16 protein-coding genes are annotated in these 17,213 nt (G+C 66.4%); 5 read left to right on the top strand and 11 right to left on the bottom strand.

Annotated features, from left to right (window positions below):
* Window positions 1-284: 284 nt before the first annotated feature.
* Window positions 285-788, top strand: coding sequence for a hypothetical protein (locus ACVILH_RS15030; protein ID WP_456713588.1), 504 nt, complete (start codon window positions 285-287; stop codon window positions 786-788).
* Between the two features lie 63 nt (window positions 789-851).
* Here ACVILH_RS15030 and ACVILH_RS15025 read toward each other — a convergent pair whose 3' ends face one another.
* Together ACVILH_RS15025 and ACVILH_RS15020 are read right to left on the bottom strand one after the other, a co-directional pair.
* A complete protein-coding gene (locus ACVILH_RS15025; RefSeq protein WP_456713587.1) occupies window positions 852-1,664 on the bottom strand; it encodes a DODA-type extradiol aromatic ring-opening family dioxygenase in 813 nt (270 codons plus the stop codon).
* 279 nt (window positions 1,665-1,943) lie between these two features.
* Window positions 1,944-2,378 carry a DoxX family protein gene (locus tag ACVILH_RS15020; protein ID WP_456713586.1) on the bottom strand — a complete coding sequence of 145 codons (435 nt, stop codon included), beginning with the start codon at window positions 2,376-2,378 and terminating at the stop codon, window positions 1,944-1,946.
* A 100-nt stretch (window positions 2,379-2,478) separates the two neighbouring features.
* Between ACVILH_RS15020 and ACVILH_RS15015 the strand changes: the two genes are divergently transcribed.
* The 3 genes from ACVILH_RS15015 to ACVILH_RS15005 all read left to right on the top strand — a co-directional run bounded on the left by ACVILH_RS15015 (window position 2,479) and on the right by ACVILH_RS15005 (window position 5,660).
* Entirely contained in the window at window positions 2,479-3,396 is a 918-nt protein-coding gene (locus tag ACVILH_RS15015) for a LysR family transcriptional regulator (RefSeq protein WP_456713585.1), read from the top strand.
* A 34-nt stretch (window positions 3,397-3,430) separates the two neighbouring features.
* Window positions 3,431-5,113 carry a SulP family inorganic anion transporter gene (locus ACVILH_RS15010; protein WP_456713584.1) on the top strand — a complete coding sequence of 561 codons (1,683 nt, stop codon included), beginning with the start codon at window positions 3,431-3,433 and terminating at the stop codon, window positions 5,111-5,113.
* A gap of 277 nt (window positions 5,114-5,390) precedes the next feature.
* Window positions 5,391-5,660: a GCG_CRPN prefix-to-repeats domain-containing protein gene (locus ACVILH_RS15005; protein WP_456713583.1), complete on the top strand. Its 270-nt coding sequence runs from the start codon at window positions 5,391-5,393 to the stop codon at window positions 5,658-5,660.
* A gap of 209 nt (window positions 5,661-5,869) precedes the next feature.
* Here the strand turns inward: ACVILH_RS15005 and ACVILH_RS15000 are convergent, their stop codons facing one another.
* The 7 genes from ACVILH_RS15000 to cyoA are packed head-to-tail and all read right to left on the bottom strand — an operon-like array spanning window position 5,870 to window position 12,823.
* Complete coding sequence (locus ACVILH_RS15000; RefSeq protein WP_456713582.1) at window positions 5,870-6,403, bottom strand: response regulator transcription factor; 534 nt, start codon at window positions 6,401-6,403, stop codon at window positions 5,870-5,872.
* Window positions 6,393-7,742: an ATP-binding protein gene (locus ACVILH_RS14995; protein WP_456713581.1), complete on the bottom strand. Its 1,350-nt coding sequence runs from the start codon at window positions 7,740-7,742 to the stop codon at window positions 6,393-6,395. Before ACVILH_RS14995 ends, ACVILH_RS15000 begins: the two co-directional genes overlap by 11 nt.
* Window positions 7,743-7,788: 46 nt before the next feature.
* A complete protein-coding gene (locus tag ACVILH_RS14990; RefSeq protein WP_456713580.1) occupies window positions 7,789-8,622 on the bottom strand; it encodes an SURF1 family protein in 834 nt (277 codons plus the stop codon).
* Window positions 8,619-8,990 carry a cytochrome o ubiquinol oxidase subunit IV gene (gene cyoD / locus ACVILH_RS14985; RefSeq protein ID WP_006611377.1) on the bottom strand — a complete coding sequence of 124 codons (372 nt, stop codon included), beginning with the start codon at window positions 8,988-8,990 and terminating at the stop codon, window positions 8,619-8,621. Before cyoD ends, ACVILH_RS14990 begins: the two co-directional genes overlap by 4 nt.
* Entirely contained in the window at window positions 8,987-9,616 is a 630-nt protein-coding gene (cyoC, locus tag ACVILH_RS14980; RefSeq protein ID WP_456713579.1) for a cytochrome o ubiquinol oxidase subunit III, read from the bottom strand. The genes cyoD and cyoC overlap by 4 nt, the downstream gene beginning before the upstream one ends.
* Window positions 9,613-11,622: a cytochrome o ubiquinol oxidase subunit I gene (cyoB, locus tag ACVILH_RS14975; RefSeq protein ID WP_456713578.1), complete on the bottom strand. Its 2,010-nt coding sequence runs from the start codon at window positions 11,620-11,622 to the stop codon at window positions 9,613-9,615. The genes cyoC and cyoB overlap by 4 nt, the downstream gene beginning before the upstream one ends.
* A gap of 25 nt (window positions 11,623-11,647) precedes the next feature.
* The gene (cyoA, locus tag ACVILH_RS14970) at window positions 11,648-12,823 is read right to left on the bottom strand and encodes a ubiquinol oxidase subunit II (protein WP_456713577.1); all 1,176 of its coding nucleotides are present in this window, start codon (window positions 12,821-12,823) and stop codon (window positions 11,648-11,650) included.
* A 151-nt stretch (window positions 12,824-12,974) separates the two neighbouring features.
* Between cyoA and ACVILH_RS14965 the strand changes: the two genes are divergently transcribed.
* The gene (locus ACVILH_RS14965; protein ID WP_456713576.1) at window positions 12,975-14,282 is read left to right on the top strand and encodes an MFS transporter; all 1,308 of its coding nucleotides are present in this window, start codon (window positions 12,975-12,977) and stop codon (window positions 14,280-14,282) included.
* Between the two features lie 237 nt (window positions 14,283-14,519).
* Here ACVILH_RS14965 and ACVILH_RS14960 read toward each other — a convergent pair whose 3' ends face one another.
* A complete protein-coding gene (locus ACVILH_RS14960; RefSeq protein ID WP_456713575.1) occupies window positions 14,520-16,232 on the bottom strand; it encodes a thiamine pyrophosphate-binding protein in 1,713 nt (570 codons plus the stop codon).
* Window positions 16,233-16,260: 28 nt separating this feature from the next.
* The gene (locus tag ACVILH_RS14955; RefSeq protein ID WP_456713574.1) at window positions 16,261-17,199 is read right to left on the bottom strand and encodes an AEC family transporter; all 939 of its coding nucleotides are present in this window, start codon (window positions 17,197-17,199) and stop codon (window positions 16,261-16,263) included.
* Between the last annotated feature and the right edge of the window lie 14 nt (window positions 17,200-17,213).

Below are 17,213 nucleotides of genomic sequence, written 5' to 3'. Positions count from 1 at the left end.
TCGACTGCGACAAACTAACCCGACGGGCAATCGCACTCCCGTCGCAGAGTCCATTCTCGATCTCGCGCGAAGCACGAAGCGCCGGAAGGCTCACCCGCCTTGACGCTTCACCCAGACGCCAACTACGCTGGCGCAACTCAGGTCTACAAACAGGATAACAGAACTCCGTCATGACGCATGATCGATCTGTCCTTCGTCGCTTGATCCGCGGCCTGCAACGGACGGCAGCGTTGTGCTGCATCTTGGTCTCAAGCGCGGTGGTCGCTCGCGCCGAGCAGCCTTTCATGACCGTCGAAGGAGATACCAGGAGCACCGCCTGGTGGGTTCTCGCCGAGTTTCATCCGTTCACGACCGAGGTCCGCGGCATTCCCGTCGGCCAGATCCGAAAGGGCTGGTGCAAGGCGACCGAGTTTCGCAAGGACCTCATCCCGCGACAATTTCTCTACGAAGGCGGCGGAGACGCGATGGAAGCGAGCCAGCGGTCATTTGCTCTGGAGGGCCATTTCGACGGGTCGCCGATGAAGCAGGTGGCGCTGGTCGGCGTCTACGAGGACTGCAAGGGCGCGAGGGGACGCTTTCTCATGATCCTCGACCTGCCCACCGGCGGCAAGCCGCGCATCCGCCTGCTCGAGGCGGTCAAGACGCCGCATCAATACGCAGCGCTTTCGTTGCAGGACGACAACACGATCGTCGCCTGGACATGCATGGATTGCGACAATTTCGAAAAGCTGAAGTGGAACAGCAAGCAACGCAAATTTGTTTGGCTGCCCCCGCCCAGCGACGAGTAGCGAGCCGAACCGGCAATTTGCGTCGACCGGTCGCTTCAGCCCTCCGCATGCGCGACCTGTGATTCAGGCCGCAGCCTTGGCCTCATCGGCGCCATGGAACGCATAGACGTCCATGCGCAGCACGCCGTAGTTGGCGCTGTTGTGCAGGCGCTCGACGCGGGCCCCCTCGCCGGCGGCGCCGAGGGCTGCGAACAGCGGCAGGAAGTGCTCGTCGGTCGGATGGTTGTCGCGGGCGTGCGGCGCGAGGGAGCGGTAGTCGACGAGATCATCGACGCGGCCGTCGATCGCGGCCTGATGCACCCAGTCGGCGAAGTCGACCACCCAGGACGGCGCGGGATCGTCGATGTCGAGCCGGCGCTTGCGGAACTCGCCGAGATTGTGCGTGAAGCTGCCGCTGCCGATGATCAGCACGCCTTCGTCGCGGAGCGGCGCCAGCGCGCGGCCGAGCGCGAGATGATGCGCGGGGCCCTGCTCGGTCTGGATGGACAGTTGGACCACGGGAATGTCGGCCTGCGGGTACATCAGCAGCAGCGGCACCCAGGCGCCGTGATCGAGGCCACGCTCGCGGTCGACGCCAACCGGCAAACCTGCTTGCTGCAATCGCTCTGCAACGGCGCGGGCGAGATCGGGCGCGCCGGGCGCGGGATAGCGCAGCTGATAGAGCTCGCGCGGGAAGCCGTAGAAATCGTAGATCGTCTCGTTCTGCGCGACGACGTTGACGGCGGGGATGTCCGTCTCCCAATGCGCCGAGATCACGAGAATGGCCTTCGGCCGCGGCAGGCTGTTGCCAAGGCCGGCCAGGAAGTCACGCGCGGCCGAGGCCGTCAGCGGCAGCATCGGCGAGCCGTGCGAGAGGAAGATGCTGGGCAGGGTCATGGCTTGGCTCCTCGTTCTCTCTCCGGATATCTCAGGTCGCGCCTCGCCCACAACCGTCGTCCCGGCCTCGAGCCGGGATGACACCGAGTGTGTGGCGACGCGCTTCGTCCCACACTCCGCTGTCGTCCCTGCGAACGCAGGGACCCATGCCGCGTGATCTCAGTTCGAGGTAGGCTGGGCGTCGACCAGCGTGCCCAACTCATTCCGCCGGTGGTTATGGATCCCGGCGTTCGCCGGGATGACACCGAGATTGTAGCGGCAGTGAAGCGCTCCTGACGATCAGTGCGCCCTGCGCAGCTGGCCGCCGGCGAGGTTGCCGCGGAGCGCGCCGAGCGCATAGGCGCCGTCGCCGAGCAGGGCCTGGACCACCAGGGTGACGGCCCAGAACGCCGGATATTCCCAGCCGCCCTTCGGGTTGTTGAAGAAGAAGCCGGCCGAGCCGTGCACCGTGAAGATGGCGCCGAGCAGGATCGGCACGGCGGCGAGCGCGACCCAGCGGGTGGCGACACCGAGGATCAAGGCGATGCCGGCGAGGATCTCGGCGGTGATCGTGACATAAGCGAGCTCGGGCAGCAGGCCGATGCTGCCAAAGAATTTTGCCGTGCCGGCCGGCGTAAAGACGAACAGCTTCAGGCCGGCATGGGTCAGAAACAGGCCGCCGAGGGTGAGGCGGAGCAGGAGCGCGGCATAGGGCGCGGTGCGGGAATCGATCATCAAGACCTCCGTGGGGACCCCCGGGATATGGATCATTTCCCCCTGGACGATAATCCGGTACAAGGGAAATTCAGTTCACACCTATAGAGCGAGATAGCGCTTGCTCGACCGCCTGACCGGTCTCGAAGTTCTCTCCAAGGTGGCAGGCTCCGGCAGCCTGTCCGGGGCGGCGCGCGTGCTCGGCATGTCGCCGACCATGGTGACAAAGCATCTCGCGGCGCTGGAGGCGCGGCTCGGGACAAAGCTGTTCCATCGCACCACGCGGCGGCTGACGATCACCGAGGCAGGCCGGCGCTATCTCGATCTCGCCGAGCGCGTGCTCGGCGATTTCGAGGCCGCCGAGAGCGCGATCGCCGCCGATCGCGTCGAGCCGCGCGGCCTGCTCCGCCTCAACGTCCCGCTCGCCTTCGGCACCCGCCAGATCGCGCCCTTGCTCGCCGGCTTCGCCGCGCTCTACCCCGGCGTCAGCGTCGAGCTCGGCCTCAATGACCGGCTGGTCGACCTGATCGAGGAGGGCTGGGATCTCGCCATCCGGATCGGCACGCTCAAGGATTCCACGCTGGTGGCGCGGCGGCTGGCGCCGTGCCGGATGATGATCTGCGCCGCGCCGTCCTATCTCGCCGCGCATGGCACCCCGCGCACCACCGCCGATCTCGCCGCACACAACTGCCTGGGCTACACGTTGGCCGCTGCCGGCCCGTCGCGCTGGCGCATGGGCGGCAAGGCGGCCGTCGACGTCACGGTGAGCGGCAATCTGCGCGCCAACAATGGCGATGCGCTGCTGGCCGCTGCGCTCGCCGGGCAAGGCGTGATCTACCAGCCGACCTTCATCGTCGGCGACGAGCTGCGCGCTGGACGGCTGGTGCCGGTGACGCTCGACGTGCCGCCATCCGATCTGCTGGCGGTGCACGCGGTCTACCTGCCGGACCGCACGCCCTCGGCCAAGGTGCGCGCCTTCATCGACTACCTCGCCGCGGCCTTCGCGCCGGAGCCCCCCTGGGATCGCGGCCTCGCATGACCACGCGCCGACCACAACGCGCTGAGAGATCGACATGACTGAGCAAACTCACGACGGCAATCATCATTGGCCGATGCTGCGCTCGCTGCGGGGCTGGCGGCTCAGCGCCCTGCCCGCCGATCTCACCGCCGGGCTGACACTCGCGGCGATCGCGATCCCCGAGCAGATGGCGACGGCCAAGCTCGGCGGCTTCACGCCGGAGACCGGGTTCTTCGCCTTCCTGGCGGGATCGCTCGGTTTCGCGCTGTTCGGCGCCAACCGCTTCCTGTCGTGCGGCGCCGATTCCACGATCACGCCGATTTTTGCCGGCGGCCTGGCGCTGCTCGCGGCCAGCGGCACGCCCGAATATGGCAGCCTGGCCGCAGCGCTGGCGCTGCTGGTCGGCGTGATGCTGGTGCTCGCCGGCGGCTTCCGGCTCGGCGGCATCGCCAATCTGCTGTCGGTGCCCGTCACCGTCGGCTTCCTCGCGGGCATCTCGGTGCACATCATCGTCTCGCAGCTACCGAGCGTGCTCGGCCTGCCCTCGCCGAGCGGACCGACCCTGGCGCGGATCGCGGCCTTGGCCGGCGAGCTCGGCAAGACCAACATCTACACGCTCGTCATCGGCTTCGGCGTGCTCGCGACCGTCACGGTCTGCGAGCGGATCAGCGCTCGCATTCCCGGCGCGCTGATCGCGCTGGTCGCCGCGACGCTGTTCGTGATCGCCGCTCGCCTCGATGCGCGCGGCGTGCCGGTCATCGGCGCGATCTCCGGCGGCGTGCCGATGCCGTCCGTGCCGCTGATCGGGCCGGAGCAATGGGTGAAGCTGGTGCCGCTGGCGTTCCTGATCGCCGTCGTCGTGATCATGCAGACCGCGGCGACGACGCGCTCGTTTCCCTCGGAGCCGGACCGGCCGGCCGACATCGATCGCGACTTCCTCGGCGCCGGCGCCGGCAGCTTGCTGGCAGGCCTGTTCGGCACGTTCCCGGTCAATGCAAGCCCGCCGCGCACCGGCATCGTGGTCGAGACCGGCGGCCGCTCGCAGGTCGCGGGCCTTTCCGCCGCGATCATCGTGCTGCTGCTGGTGCTGTTCGGCGCGCGGCTACTCGCGCATGTGCCGGAGGCAGCCCTTGGCGGCGTGCTGTTGTTCGTCGCGCTGCGCATCATCCGCGTGACGCAAATCGTGCAGGTCTATCATGCCTCCAAGGGCGAGTTCCTGCTGATCGTCGCCACCGCCGCCGCCATCGTCGTGCTGCCGATCGAGCAGGGTGTCGCGCTCGGCATTGCGCTGTCGCTGCTGCACGGCATTTGGAGCACGACGCGCGCGCATCTCATCACCTTCGAGCGCGTGCCCGACACCACGATCTGGTGGCCGGCCCACCCGCATTTGCCGGGCGAGGAGCTGTCCGACATCGCCGTGGTCGGCTTCCAGGCGCCGCTGAGCTTCCTCAACGCCGCGACCTTCCGCACGGATCTGCAGCATCTGCTGCAGCGACGCCAGCCGCGGCTGCTCGTGCTTGAGGCCAGCGCCATGGTCGAGATCGACTTCACCGCGGCGCAGGCCCTGCTCGCGGTCATCAGGCAGTGCAATGCGGACGGCATCGTATTCGCCGTGGCGCGGCTGGAATCGCTACGGGCCCAGGAGGCGTTCGAGCGCTTCGGCCTCTACGACGTGCTGCCGCGCGACCACGTGTTCCACAGCGTCGATCTCGCGCTGCAGAAGCTCGGGGTGGCCTGAGCTGAGCGCGATCGGCAGGGTCGTTCGCATGAGCGCGCAAGTCAGCCTGCATTCATGTTCGTTGCAGCAAAGATACTGTCACGCATGCGCCGCAGCGATTACACTGCAGCGTTGCGTCACTTGATCAGCAGAGCTGCACTGCGAGATCGACCTCGCTGCTGAGCACTGTGGTATGCGGTGGCGGTTTCGCGGCGTCGAAAAAGTGCGAAACCAAACTGCGATCGAAGACGTCTAAGGACTGTACTTGTTCGAAACCAACGAGAGGACCGCAACTCACATGCGCAATCTGCTCACCTCCGCCCTGCTCGCCGCGACCGTCACGCTGGGCGCGTCGGCCGCGCAGGCCTTCACGCTGCCGGCTCAGCCGGGTGCTCCGGACAGCAATGTGGAGCGCGTCGCCGGCGGCTGCGGTCCGGGCTGGTTCCCGGATCGCTGGGGCCGCTGCCGTCCCGCCCCGCGCGCCTATTACGGTTATGGCTACGGCTATGGTCCGCGCACCTGCTGGATCCGTCCGACGCCGTGGGGCCCCCGCCGCGTCTGCCGCTGATCTTCCGGACGTGATCAGGACGACGCCGTCGCATTCCATTGCGGCGGCGTTGTCTATTTCTGGGCCTTCGCGATTTGCAGGTGAGAGGGTTCAGGTCTAACCACGAACACTTCCCGAGCGGCTGCCCCTCACCCCAGCCCTCTCCCCGTGAAGAACGGGGAGAGGGAGCGCACCGGGTGCGCGGCGGGCAGGGGTGCGACTCGCTGTAACTACTTCACGGGCCGTTTCTCGAGCTTGCGCGCGAGCGTGCGGCGATGCATGCCGAGGCGCCGCGCGGCTTCGGAGATATTGAAGTCGGTGTCGATCAGGGTCTGGTGGATGCGCTCCCATTCCAGCGTCTTGATCGAGGTGGAGCGCTCGGGCAGCGCGACCTGGGCGTTGCCCTCGGCCTTGCGGAAGGCGTCCTCGATGTCGTCGGTGTTGGAGGGCTTGGCCAGATAATGGCAGGCGCCGAGCTTGATCGCCTCGACGGCGGTGGCGATGCTGGCAAAGCCTGTGAGCACCACGATCAGCATCTCCGGATCATGGGCGTGCAGCTTCTCGACGCAGACGAGGCCGGAGGCGCCGCCGAGCTTGAGGTCGACGACGGCATAGCCGAACGTCTTGTCCTTGATGATGTCGTCGACCTCCTCGAGCGAGGCTGCGATCACGGCCTGGTAGCCGCGCCGCTCGAAGGAGCGCTTCAAGGTGCGCGCAAAGCCATCGTCGTCCTCGACGATCAGGAGAGTGCGTTCAATCTCCACTGGGCTCTCCAATCGCAAGCATCGAGAGCGGCAAGGACAGCCGCACGGTTGCCCCGCGTCCCCGGTGGTTCCAGGCCGAAACGCCGCCGCCGAGCTTGCGGATCACATTGACCACAAGGAACAGGCCGAGGCCGCGGCCCGGACGGCCCTTGCTCGACTGATAGGGCCGCCCGATCTGCGCCAGCATGGCCGGATCGAAGCCCGGCCCGCGGTCGCTGACGCTGAGCAGCAATGAATCGCCATCGCGCTCGGCGACGAACTCGACCCAGTCGCGCGACACCTCGAAGGCGTTGTCGAGCACGTTGACGATCGCCTGCTTCAGCGCGACGTCGGAGACGATCGCGGGATCGGAGCCGAACTCATTGCGGAACATCAGGTTGCGCGCCGAGCGCGCGGTGGTCCATTCCGACACCAGCGTGGTCAGGAACGCCTTCAATGTCGTCGGCGCCGAGCCCTCGCCGCGCGCCTGCCCGGCCGACACCAGAATGTCGGTGACGATCGACTTGCAGCGCTGCACCGCGGCTTCCATCTCGGTGAAATCCTCGGCGAGGCCCGGATCGGACGAGATCGCGGTCATGCGCCGCCAATCGTTGAGGATGACCGACAGCGAGGCCAAGGGGGTGCCGAGCTCATGGGCCGCGCCGGACGCGAGAAGGCCCATGCGGATGATGTGGTCCTGCTCGGCGGCATGCTGGCGCAGATCGGCGAGCTTGGTGTCGCGCTCGCGCAGGTTCTGATTGATGCGGGTGACGAACACGACGAGCAGCACGGCATCAAGCACGAAGCCGACGAACATGCCGGCGATATGCAGGTCGAACGGATCGCTGACGTGATGATGCGGCGGCGCCAGCGGCCGGTACTCGATGGTCAGCCAGACGAAGCTGAGCGCGGTGAGCGCGACCAGCGACCAGGACGAGCGCGCATCGAGCAGCACGGCGCCGAGCGTGACCTGGAGCAGATAGAGGCAGGTGAACGGGTTCGACGCGCCGCCGGTGAGATAGAGCTCCGAGGTCAGCGCCACGACGTCGAGCATCAGCGCGATCAGCAGATGCCGGTTGCCGACGTCGTCGCGCCGGCGCAGCCAGATGTGGCTCGCGATATTGAGCACCACGAGCGCGCAGATGATCGCGGCCATCGGCACGACCGGGAGCGCGATGCCGAACCAGTAGGTGACGAAGGCGATGGTGACGATCTGGCCGACCACGGCGATCCAGCGCAGCTGGATCAGGAGCACCATGTTCTTGCGGTTGGTCGCGTCCTTGGTCGGGACGGGCGCGTGAATCTCCGGTGTCGCGATCGCGGCCACAGCCCCGATCGGCAGGTTCGGCGCTTCGCTCATGCCGCGGCGTCCGCGGCCGGCGCCGATGTCGGCAAGCAGCGTTCGCTCACAATGGCGACACCCCGCTCTTGCCGATGTCCCGCTGCCGATGATCGCATTCCATATCCTGCGCTGTCGCCGCGCCGGCGTCGCGACGCGCGCGGCGGAGCCGCTGCACGCCGGCGCCGGCCAGCATCAGCGCCAATGTAAACCAGGTCAGCGCGTAAACCAGATGGTTGTTCGGAAACGCGATCACGGTGAGGCCGCCGATGGGATAGCCACCCGGATTGGGCGTCGCATCGGCATCGACGAAAAACGGCGCGACATCGGACAGGCCGCGCGCCACCGCGATCGCCACGACGTCACGTGAATACCAGCGATTGGCCTGGGGATCGTTGTGGCGCAGGAAGCCGCCGCCGGGCTCGGAGATCCGCAGCAATCCGGTGACGCTGACCGGGCCATCCGGGTTCCCGACGCGGCGGGTCGCCGGCTCGCGGCGCTCCGACGGCACGAAGCCGCGGTTCACCAGCACCAGGCCATCGGCCATCTGCAGCGGCGTTACGACCCAATAGCCGGGCCCCTCGACCGTGAGCGCCTGGACCAGCGTTTCGCGGTCATTGAGGAAGCGGCCGCTCAAGGTCACCCGCTTGTACTCGTCGTCGCTGCGATTGATGGACGGCCACGTGGCCCGCTCAGGCGCGGGAACCGGCGCAGCATGCGCGCGGCGATCGACGCGCTCGATCAGATCGAGCTTCCAGGCACGGCGCTCGACCTGCCAGACGCCGAGCGCCAGCAGGATCGCGACGCACGCGACCCATGCTGCGCCGATCGTCAGGGTCGCCGGCCGCCACGCGCCCGGCGCCTCCCGTCCCCCTGCCCCATCGGCAGGAGCTGAGTTCACGGCGTCGAACCCATCTCGTGCACCGGCATCATGTTGGTGGTCAGGTGATGCATGACCCACAGCGAGCCGGAGAGCGCGATCACCACCATGATGATGGTGAAGATCAGCGCCATCATGGTCCAGCCGCCCTCGGCCTTGGTGTTCATGTGCAGGAAGAAGATCATGTGGACGACGACCTGCACGGCCGCGAACGCCATGATGATCAGCGCCGTCACCTGCTTGTCGAGCGAGCCGTTCATGACCAGCAGGAACGGGATCGCGGTCAGGACGACGGAGAGGCCGAAGCCGATCAACTGGCCGGAGCGCGTGCCGGCATGATCATCGGCCGAGTGGTGCGCGTCCGCGTGGGCGTGGACATCCGAGCTCATCGCAGCATTCCCATCAGATAGACGAAGGTGAAGACCCCGATCCAGATCACGTCGAGGAAGTGCCAGAACATGCTGAGGCAGACCAGCCGGCGCTTGTTGGCCTCGATCAGGCCGAAGCGCTTGACCTGCACCATCAGGGTGACCAGCCAGACCAGACCGAACGTGACGTGCAGGCCGTGGGTTCCAACCAGGGTGAAGAACGAGGACAGGAAGGCGCTGCGCTGCGGCGTTGCGCCCTCATGGATCATGTGCGCGAACTCGGTCAGCTCGATGCCGAGGAAGGCGAGGCCGAACAGGCCGGTCACCACCAGCCAGGCCTGCATCGCGCCGACGCGGTTCTGCTGCATCGACAGCATCGCGAAGCCGTAGGTCAGCGACGACAACAGCAGGAACGAGGTGTTGACTGCGACCAGCGACAGGTCGAACAGGTCCTTCGGCGCCGGTCCCGCGGCGTATTTGGTGCCGAGCACGCCGTAGACGGCGAACAGGATCGCAAAGATGAGACAGTCGCTCATCAGATAGATCCAGAAGCCGAGCATCGTGCTGCTCCCTTCCGGGTGTTCGTGCTCGTCGACGACGTAGAAGACCGGCTCGCCGGCCTTCAGGGTGCCTGCTGCGATCGTCATGACTTGGCTCCTGCCGCGAGCAGCTCGGTGCGCGCCCGCTCGACGCTGACGACCTCGTCAGCCGGGATGTGGAAGCTGCGGTGATAGTTGAAGGTGTGGCCAATCGCGACCGCCAGCAGCGCGACGAAGCTGCCTGCCGCCATCCACCACATGTACCAGATCAGGCCGAACGCCATGGTCGTGCTCAGCCCCGCCAGGATCACACCGGTGCCGGTGTTGCTCGGCATGTGGATCGCCTTGAAGCCGGCAAGCGGACGGACGTAGCCGCGGCGCTTCATGTCCCACCACGCGTCATTGTCGTGAATGACGGGCGTGAAGGCGAAGTTGTAGGCTGGCGGCGGCGACGAGGTCGCCCATTCCAAGGTGCGCGCATCCCAGGGATCGCCGGTGGTGTCGGCGAGCTGCTCGCGGCGCAGGACGCTGACGGCGATCTGGATCAGGAAGCTGGCGATACCCAAGAGGATCATGAACGCGCCGATGCCGGCGATCACGAACCAGATCTGCAGGCTCGGGTCGTCGAAGGTGCGCAGGCGGCGTGTCACGCCCATCAGGCCGAGCACGTAGAGCGGCATGAAGGCGAAGTAGAAGCCCACCGTCCAGAACCAGAACGACATCTTGCCCCAGAACGGGTCGAGCTTGAAGCCGAACGCCTTCGGGAACCAGTAGGCGATGCCGGCGAACAGGCCAAACAGCACGCCGCCGATGATGACGTTGTGGAAATGCGCGACCAGGAACAGGCTGTTGTGCAGCACGAAGTCGGCCGGCGGCACCGCGAGCAGCACGCCGGTCATGCCGCCGATCACGAAGGTCAGCATGAAGGCGACCGTCCACATCATCGGCAGCTCGAAGCGGATGCGGCCGCGATACATCGTGAACAGCCAGTTAAACATCTTCGCGCCCGTCGGGATCGAGATGATCATCGTGGTGATGCCGAAGAACGAGTTCACGCTGGCGCCGGAGCCCATGGTGAAGAAATGGTGCAGCCAGACCAGGTAGGACAGAATGGTGATGACGACGGTGGCGTAGACCATCGAGGTGTAGCCGAACAGCCGCTTGCCCGAGAAGGTCGAGGTCACCTCGGAGAAGATGCCGAACGCCGGAAGGATCAGGATGTAGACCTCCGGATGGCCCCAGATCCAGATGAGGTTGACATACATCATCGGATCGCCGCCGAAATCATTGGTGAAGAAGTTGGTGCCGACATAGCGGTCGAGCGACAGCAGCGCCAGCACCGCCGTCAGCACCGGGAAGGAGGCGACGATCAGCACGTTGGTGCACAGCGACGTCCACGTGAAGACCGGCATCTTCATCATGGTCATGCCGGGCGCCCGCATCTTGACGATGGTGCAGATCAAGTTGACGCCGGATAACAGCGTTCCGACGCCGGCGACCTGCAAGGCCCAGATGTAATAGTCGACGCCGACGTCAGGACTGTACGACAAATTCGACAGCGGCGGATAAGCCAGCCAGCCGGTGCGGGCGAACTCGCCGATGAACAGCGAGCACATCACCAGCACGGCGCCGGCCGTGGTCATCCAGAAGCTGAAATTGTTCAGGAACGGGAACGACACGTCGCGGGCGCCGATCTGCAGCGGCACGACATAGTTCATCAGGCCGGTGACTAGCGGCATCGCCACGAAGAAGATCATGATCACGCCGTGGGCCGTGAACACCTGATCATAGTGGTGCGAGTTGAGATAGCCCTCGGAGCCGTTGAAGGCGATCGCCTGCTGCAGGCGCATCATCAGCGCATCGGCGAAGCCGCGCAGCAGCATGACGATGCCGAGCACCATGTACATGATGCCGATGCGCTTGTGGTCGACGGTGGTGAACCACTCCTTCCAGAGATAGCCCCACAGCCGGAAATAGGTCAGCGCGGCGAGCAGCGTGATGCCGCCGAGCGCGACCACGGCAAAGGTGCCGACGACGATCGGCTCGTGCAGCGGCAGCGACTCCAGGGTCAGCCGGCCGAAGATGAGCTTGGTGAGATTGGCAGTGTCGAACATGATGTGATCCTCGCGAATCCGAACGTCAGGAATTCGACTTGGAGGTCGGCAACGGGATGAACGACGCCTTGGACGGCCGCATCAGGCCGGGCCGTTCCAGCCCACGGCCCTGCAGCGGCGTCCAGTCGAGCGGCGCCAGCACGGTCGGCGAGGAGTCCTCGGCCATGCGCGTGACCTGGTCGCCCGGCAAGCAGACGCCGCCCGCGACGAAGCTGGGCTCGGCGCCGAACACGGCGCCGCGGCCGGCGAACTTGTCGTAGGCGAGCGGCAGCGTGTTGCTGATACCGGCCATGCCCATGCCGCCCCTGGCGTCGATCGCCATCATCTCGCTCATGCACATCTTGCCGGTCTCGACGCACATGTTGAGGATGGCGCGGAACAGGTCGCCATCGACGGACGCGTAGTAGCGCACCGGCTCGTTGGCGCTCGGACGCTCCAGGGTCAGATAGTCCGGCTTGTCGAGCTTGTTACCGCTGGCCTTGGCCTTCTCGACCCAGCTCGAAAACTCCGCATCCGACAGGCCGTGGAAGGCAAAGCGCATGCCGGAGAAGCCGGCCCCGCTGTAGTTCGCCGAGAAGCCACGATAGACACCCGGCTTGTTGATGAGCGCGTGCAGCCGGCTCTGCATGCCCGGCATCGCATAGATCTGGCCGGCGAGTGCCGGAATATAGAACGAGTTCATCACCGAGGACGAGGTGATGCGGAAATCGAGCGGCCGGTTCACCGGAGCAGCCAGCTCGTTAAGGCTGGCGATGCCATATTCCGGATAGATGAACAGCCACTTCCAATCGAGCGCGACGACGTTGACCTCGAGCGGCTTGTCCTGCGGCGTGACCGCGCGGTCCGCCGAGATGCGGCCGAGGGTGCGGTAGGGATCGAGCAGATGAGTGCCCATCCAAGTCACGGCGCCCAGGCAGATGATGATCAGCAGCGGCGCCGCCCAGATCAAAAGCTCGAGCTGGGTCGAGTGGTCCCAGTCCGGCGTGTAGGTCGCGGCTTTGTTGGACTGGCGGTAACGCCAGGCGATCATGGCGGTCGCCACCATCACCGGCACCACGATCAGCAGCATCAGCACGGTGGCGATGATCACGAGATCGCGCTGCTGGGCGGCGACATCACCGGAAGGCGCGAGCACCACCAGATTGCAGCCGCCGAGCGCAAACCCTAGGGGTAGCAGAGCCAACGTTTTCCAGTAACGCACGATTAACCTCGTCGAAGTGCGGATCTCTGAACGAGGCCTCACGTAGCGACCGGAGGCCATGCCCAACATTGGACAATTTGTCCAATACCGGACCAAGCTCAGGGCAGACATCTACGGGCTCGAATAGAGTGCGAGAGGACTGCGAGCAGCGATGACACAGGCAGCGGCCATGGACGGCGAGACCGATCTCTCCCGCAGGCATGAGGCGAATCCGGGCGAGATCGCGATCGGGGTCATCATCGGCCGCACGTCGGAGTTCTTCGACTTCTTCGTCTACGCCATCGCCTCGGTGATCGTGTTTCCGCGCCTGGTCTTCCCGTTCGCCGACGAGCTGACGCAGACGCTGTATTCCTTCGCGCTGTTCGCGCTCGCCTTCATCGCCCGCCCGTTCGGCAGCGTGATGTTCATGGCGATCGACCGCCGCTACGGCAAGAGCGCCAAGCTGATCATCGCGCTTTTCCTGCTGGGCACATCGACCGTCGCGATCGCCTTCCTGCCGAGCTACTACACCGTCGGCGCCGGCGCGATCTGGCTGCTGGCGCTGGCGCGAATCGGCCAGGGCCTCGCCTGGGGCGGCGCCTGGGATGGCCTCGCCTCGCTGCTCGCGATGAACGCGCCGGAGCATCAGCGCGGCTGGTATGCGATGATTCCGCAACTCGGTGCGCCGCTCGGGCTGATCGTCGCCAGCACCTTGTTCGCCTTCTTCGTCGGCCATCTCTCGGCGGCCGACTTCTTCGACTGGGGCTGGCGCTATCCGTTCTTCGTCGCCTTTGCCATCAACGTCGTGGCGCTGTTCGCGCGGCTGCGCATGGTGGTGACCCCTGAATATGACGAGCTGTTCCAGTCGCGCGAACTGCAGCCGGCCAGCGTCGCCAACACCATCCGTCACGAGGGCCGCAACATCGTGATCGGCGCGTTCGCGCCACTGGCGAGCTTCGCGCTGTTTCACATGGTGACCGTGTTTCCGCTGTCCTGGGTGTTCTTGTTCACCAAGGAGACGCCGGCGCGCTTTTTGATCATCGAGGCTGTCGGCGCGGTGTTCGGCGTAATCGCGATCGTCGCGTCGGGCATGCTTGCCGACCGCATTGGACGCAAGTCGCTCTTGATCGGCTCGGCGATCGCGATCGCCGTGTTCTCCGGCTTCGCGCCGCAGCTGCTCGATGCCGGCCCGGTCGGCGAGACCGTCTACATGGTGCTCGGCTTCATCCTGCTCGGCCTGTCGTTCGGCCAGTCGTCAGGTGCGATCGCCGCCAACTTCGCCCGCACCTATCGCTACACGGCCTCGGCGCTGACGGCGGATTTGGCCTGGCTGTTCGGCGCAGGATTCGCGCCGCTCGCCGCGCTGCTGCTGGCATCGTATTTCGGCCTGCTGTCGGCTGGTGGGTATCTGCTGTCGGGTGCGGTGTGCACGCTGCTGGCGCTGTGGCTGAGTGCACCGAGGCAGTTGCAGCAGACGTGAGTGCAAGCGTCTCGAACGCTTCGATCGAACGACGCCGCCGACCACGAGCTCCGTCCACCTCTCACCGCCGGGGAGAGGTCGGCGCACCGCGCCGGGTGAGGGGGCGCCGGCGTCTCGATAGACCAAAGGCCCTCACCCGGATTGCATCTGCGATGCAATCCGACCTCTCCCTTCGGGAGAGGTGCATCTCACACTGAATTCTCGCAAGCGCAGCTGAGGTCCCGGTGCGGACCTCAGTTAGCTTGCGCGCCACTTCCGCTCCGCCTCGTCCCACGCCGCGAGCGGCTGCAGGTCCGGCACCCATGCCAATCCCGTCTTGGCATCCGACGACACCGCCTCCGGCGTCACGATCATATCGAGCAGCGCCGGGCGATTGGCGAGCGCGCGCTGGATCGCGGGGCCGAGTTGCTCCTCGGTCTCGACGCGTTCGGCATGCATGCCGAAGGCGCGGGCCATGGCGGCGTGATCGGCGAATTGCAGTTTTGTGCCGACGACCTTGCCGTGCGTGACCGTCTGGTCGTGCACCTCGATTTGCCAGGCGCCATTGTTGGCGACCACGATCAGCACCGGCGCCTTGTGGCGCACGGCAGTATCCACCTCGATGGCGTTGAAGCCGAACGCGCCGTCACCGGTCGCGACCACAACCGGTCTCTCGGGATAAGCGAGGCTGGCCGCGATGCCATAGGGCACGCCGATGCCGATGCAGCCGAACGGGCCGGGATCGAGCATCAAGGGTGCGCTGAGGCCGACGCGTGCGAAGGACAGGAAATCGCCGCCGTCGGTGATGACCACGGCGTCATGGCCGATGGCCTCCTGCAACGCAGAGAGTACGCGGTTCGGATGCAAGCGTCCGTCCGAGCCGGGCGCCGCCGTCGCCATGCTCTGCTTCAGCTTGGCGGCGCGTTCTTGATGCGCAGCGCGCAGTTCCGCGGCCCATTGCCGATCGACGGCCGATTCGCGATTGCCCGCGAGCGCCACGATCGCGCGGAGCGTCTCGGCCGGCGACGCCAGGATCTCGGCCGCGCCGCGGCGATTGTCGCGCAGCTCGCTGGCGGTGTCGCTGATGCGCACGAACCTGGCGTCCTTGAACACGGCCGGCGAGCCATAGGCGAGCTGGAAATCGAGCTTGCGGCCGACGGTGAGCACGACATCGGCATCGCCCATCACGGCGCCGCGCATCGCGCCGACCACGGAGGGATGATCGTCGGGGACGAGGCCCCTGCTCTCGCCGGTATCGAGATAGACGGCGCCGAGCCGGTCGAGCAGCGCGATCAGCTCGGGCCCCGCGCCGCGCGCGCCGCGGCCGGAGATGACCAGCACGCGGCGCGCCGACCAGAGCAGCTCGACGGCCTTCTCGACTTCGGCCGGATCCGGCCGCGCGGCCGCGCGCGGCTTGGGCGCGAGGTGCTCTTCGAGCTGCACCACCTTCGGCACGATGCCGCGCAACGTGTCGACCGGAAAATCGATGAACACCGGCCCGGGCTCGCCGCCATCACCGAACGCACGCGCGATCGCCTCGTCGAGCTCCTGCAGCACTAGCGACGGCTCGCGCACGGTGCGCGCATAGCGGGTGATCGAACGTACCAGCTGGGTGTGATCCATGTCCTGCAGGCCGCCGCGGTTCTCCTGCGGCCGCGGATTGCCGCCGGAGATCACCAGCACCGGCGCGCGCGAGACGTGGGCATTGGCGATGCCGGTGATCGCGTTGGTCATGCCGGGTCCCGCCGTGACCAGCGCGACGCCGAGCTCGCCAGTCAGCTCCGCATGCGCCTGCGCCATGTGAACCGCGGCGCGCTCGTCGCGCACGTCGATGATCTGGATCCCCTCCGCATCGAGCCGCATCCAGATCGGCATGATGTGGCCGCCGCACAGCGCGAACACGCGGTTGACGCCACGGCGCTTCAGCAGGCGGGCGATCAGGTCGGCGGCGCTGTCGGGAGAGACTTTCATCGGACCACTCCGGCGGATGAGGATGCGATCAGCCCGGCGCCAGCCAGGCCACGAGCAGTGACACGGTGAGCACGGCGAAGATGTGCGAGACCAGGATCGAGCCCGAGGTGACGCCGGCTTCGAGGCCATACAGCTTGGCGATCGTGAACGGCCCTGAGCCGATCGGTAGTGCGCTCAGGATGACGGCCGAATGCGACCACAGCGGCGGCATCGCGAAGACGTGGAAGGCGAGCAGCGCGGTGACTGCGGGCTGCATCACGAGCTTCAGCGACACGAGAATAGCGATCGATTTCGCATCGTGCGTGACGACGCGCTCCTGCGCCAAGAAGAGGCCGATGCAGACCAGTGCCGCCGGCGAGGCCGCGCCGCCGAGCAAGGTCGTGAAGCTCATGAACGGCGCCGGCAGCGCGAAGCCGCTGAGCCCCACAACGAGGCCGGCGACAGGCGCGATGAACAGCGGACTGGTCAAGAGCGAGCGCGCGACCTTGGCGATGGTGGCCCCGAGCGTCGCGCCCTTCTGCAGATCCATCTCCACGACGACGATCGCAAACAGGAACAGCACGCAGGCCGTGAACAACGTGGCGATGATCGAGGCCGGCGCGCTGTCGGGGCCGAACACCAGCAGGCACATCGGAATGCCCATGAAGCCGACATTGCTGTAGCCGGCATCGAGCCCCTCGATGCTGGCGTTCGCAACACGGCGGCCGCGCAAGCGGCTGATGACAAAACCGGTCGCGAAGGTCGCGGCGATGCCGCCGCAGAACGCGCCGATGAATCCGAACTGGCTGACCTGCTCGACGCCGATCTTGGACATCGCCGTAAAGATCAGCGCCGGCAGCGCCAGATAGACGGCGAAGCGGTTGAGATTGTCGGTCGCGGTGCGATCGAAGACACCGAAGCGTCCGCACAGGAAGCCGGTGAGGATCAGCGCGAAAATGGGAAGAGCGGAATTGAGAACGGCCTGCATCGCTGCTACATATC

The organism is Bradyrhizobium sp. USDA 4353 (genome assembly GCF_054063215.1).
Note: the sequence above shows the minus strand (reverse complement) of the source record. Positions and strands in the feature narration are given on the sequence as shown.